Source organism: Mycobacterium sp. NAZ190054 (assembly GCF_001545925.1).
In the GTDB taxonomy this organism is placed as follows: domain Bacteria; phylum Actinomycetota; class Actinomycetes; order Mycobacteriales; family Mycobacteriaceae; genus Mycobacterium.
In genome coordinates this window covers 1-2,831 of the sequence record NZ_LMVQ01000365.1, presented here as the reverse complement: position 1 = coordinate 2,831, position 2,831 = coordinate 1, and the positions used below count along the sequence as shown (strand labels likewise).

Here is a 2,831-nt window from a genome sequence, read left to right as displayed (position 1 = left end):
TGCGGGCCGGCCCCGGGGTGTCGGGTCCCACGTCGAGGAAGTGGTGCAGATCGGCGACCAACATAACCTGGTCACTGTAGCCGCCGCAGGGTGTAGGCGCGGGTTAGCTGCGGGTGGACTCAGTGGCTGTGCTGGTGCGTCTTTTGCGGGCATGGGCCAGCCGGTAGGAGGTGGTTCCGGTTTCGATGATCTGTCCGGCGAAGGTCAACCGGTCGACGATCGCCGCGCACAACCGCGGGTCGGTGAATGTCTTGGTCCAGGCCGAGAACGGTTCGTTGGAGGCGATCGCCACGGCCGAGCGTTCTTCGCGTTCGGTGAGCACCTGGAACAACAGTTCGGCGCCGCGGCGATCCAGTTGCAGGTAGCCCAGCTCATCGATCAGTAGCAGATCAACCCGACCGTAGCGGGTGATCAGCTTGCTCAGCTGGGCGTCGTCGGCGGCTTCGACGAGTTCGTTGACCAGCTTGCTGGCCAGGGTGTAGCGGACCCGGTAGCCGGATTCGGCGGCTAGGGTCCCCAGGCCGATTAGCAGGTGGCTCTTGCCGGTCCCAGAGTCCCCGATCAAGCACAGCGGTTCACCGGCCTTGACCCACGCCAAGCTGCCCAGCGTCCCGACGACCGCGGGGTTGATCGCCGGGTTGGCCTCAAAGTTGAACTCTTCGAGCCGTTTTGGCCGGGGAAACCCCGCGTCGTGCACGCGGCGCGCGGCGCGGCGCCGATCACGGTCGTCGCACTCGGCGATCACCAACTCCGATAGGAACCCCAGATAAGACTGCTGCTCGCGTTCGGCGGCCGCGGCGATCTCGGCGAAGCGGTCACGGATCGTGGGTAGCCGCAACATTCGGCAGCCCTGCTCGATGGCCGCCACCGCGGCTTGCTCGGTGACATCGCGCCGCGCAGTACTCATGAGGTTTCCCGGCCCAGCAGGGTGTCGTACTGGTCGACCGAGGGCAACCCACGTGCATCGAGCAGACGGCGCTCGGCCAGCACCAGGACCTGCCCACCGTGGGCGGGCCCGACTGCGGGGTCGGTGTCGCTGCCGCGGCGGCGCCGTTCGGCGGCTTTGCGTGCCTCCAGCGCGATCACATCGGCGTTGGTGGCGCCAATCGACAGTGCGGCGGTGATGCCGGCGAGCACATCAGCGTGGTCGAGATGGCGATGCAGCAGCAACACCTCCACCAGCGCCCGGGTACCGGCCGCATCGCCGTGGGCCCGCCGCGCTGCGGCCCACCAGGCGTCGTGCTCGGCGGTGAACACCTTGGCTGCCCGGGCTTGCAGCAGGGCGGTGGCCCCGGGCAGAGCGCCGGGTTTGCGGGCCAGGATCTCCAGGTAGTGATCCAACTCCAGGACCTTGGTGCCCTTGCCGACCGCCCGCGGATGCCGTGCGACCACGCTGCTGCGGTCATAGACGGTGACGTGGGAGGCCGACAGTTTGACCCGGAGCCGATGCCCGATGAACCGGGCCGGTACCGAATACTGATTGCAGCGCACCATGATCTGGGCGTAGCGGTCCACCCGCGGAGTCAACGTCAACGCCGTATCGAACGGTTCACCGGGGATCGGCTGCAACGCCAGCTTTTCGGTCTGCCAGTCCTGCCCAACAGTGTTGACGCGGTTGGCGATCCGACGCAGATCATCTGCATCATCAGCTGCAGCCAGCATCGCGTTGAGCTCGTCGATCGACTCGACCACCGGCATCGGCACGCAATGGGTGCGGCGAAACCGTCCGCCTTCGCCCTCCACACCGCCCTTCTCGTGGCTGCCCTCATGACCGGGCTGGCAGTACCAGGCTTCGAAACCGTAGTGCGAGCGAAACGCGATCCAGCGTTCGTTCTCCTGACGAGAACGCCCGAACAGCACCTGCTTGACCGCGCTATTGAGGTTGTCGTAACGGATTTTGTCGACCGGCACCCCGCCCAAGCGGTCGAACCCGTACACGTGGCCTTCCAAGAAGGCCTCCTGACCCTGGGTCGCGAACGCGCGATGGGCCGCCCGCCCCGAGAACGACAACCGCATCGTGAACAACGCGGTCTTGGTCTTCACTCCGGCCAGCACCACCCACAGATCATGAAAGTCGACCTCCGCTTCGGCGCCGGGCCGATACGTTTGCGGCACGAACCCTGTCTCCAGCGCCCGACCGGCCTCCGCGGCGATCTGCGGACGCCGCCTGCGGACATGATCACGCACCGTCGAATACGACAGCCCGGTCGCGTCGTGCTCATCGACCAGCCGTGCCAGAACCCTTCGGGCGGTGTGCCTTTGCTTCTTCGGGGCGTCCAGATCCGAGCGCAGCATCTCATCAATAGCGGCCTTGAACGGCTCCAGTCGCGGCGCCACCCGCGCCGGAACTTTGCGTGCCGGCGGCACTGCCGAGGCCAACGCCAGACGCACCGTGCGCCGGTGCACCCGATGCTTATCGGCCAGCGCCCGGATCGACAACCCCTCAACCCGATGATCCCGGCGGATCGCCGCGAACTGCTCCACCTTCGACCTCACCCTCCACCCCACCTTCATCACCACGCGATCCGGGCCATCCGAAACGCACGTGATCACCGTCAGGTGGGGCCAATCCACGTCGCCATAACCAACGCGGCGTGTCGTGAAGACGGGGCCAAATCAGACCGTCACAACTGCACACCCGCGACCACACAGGTGGAGCCACTTCAAACCGTCCACCCGGGGCCAAGTCAGGCTGTCACAGCCATGGCGTGCCCTCTGTTCTCCGGACTGCGGACCAAATAGGGTCGGTCTGGAAAGGATGAACTGGGTTGGCGAAGAAATATCAGAAGTTCTCACCTGAGTTTCGAGAAGAAACGGCCAGGTTGGTGGTG

Annotated in this window: 2 protein-coding genes; both read right to left on the bottom strand. The window is 65.9% G+C overall.

The features are described 5' to 3' along the window. Window positions 1–103: 103 nt before the first annotated feature. Complete coding sequence (gene istB / locus ASJ79_RS21745) at window positions 104–907, bottom strand: IS21-like element helper ATPase IstB (RefSeq protein ID WP_067959766.1); 804 nt, start codon at window positions 905–907, stop codon at window positions 104–106. Continuing rightward, entirely contained in the window at window positions 904–2,496 is a 1,593-nt protein-coding gene (istA, locus tag ASJ79_RS21740; protein ID WP_067959769.1) for an IS21 family transposase, read from the bottom strand. Before istA ends, istB begins: the two co-directional genes overlap by 4 nt. Window positions 2,497–2,831: the final 335 nt, after the last annotated feature.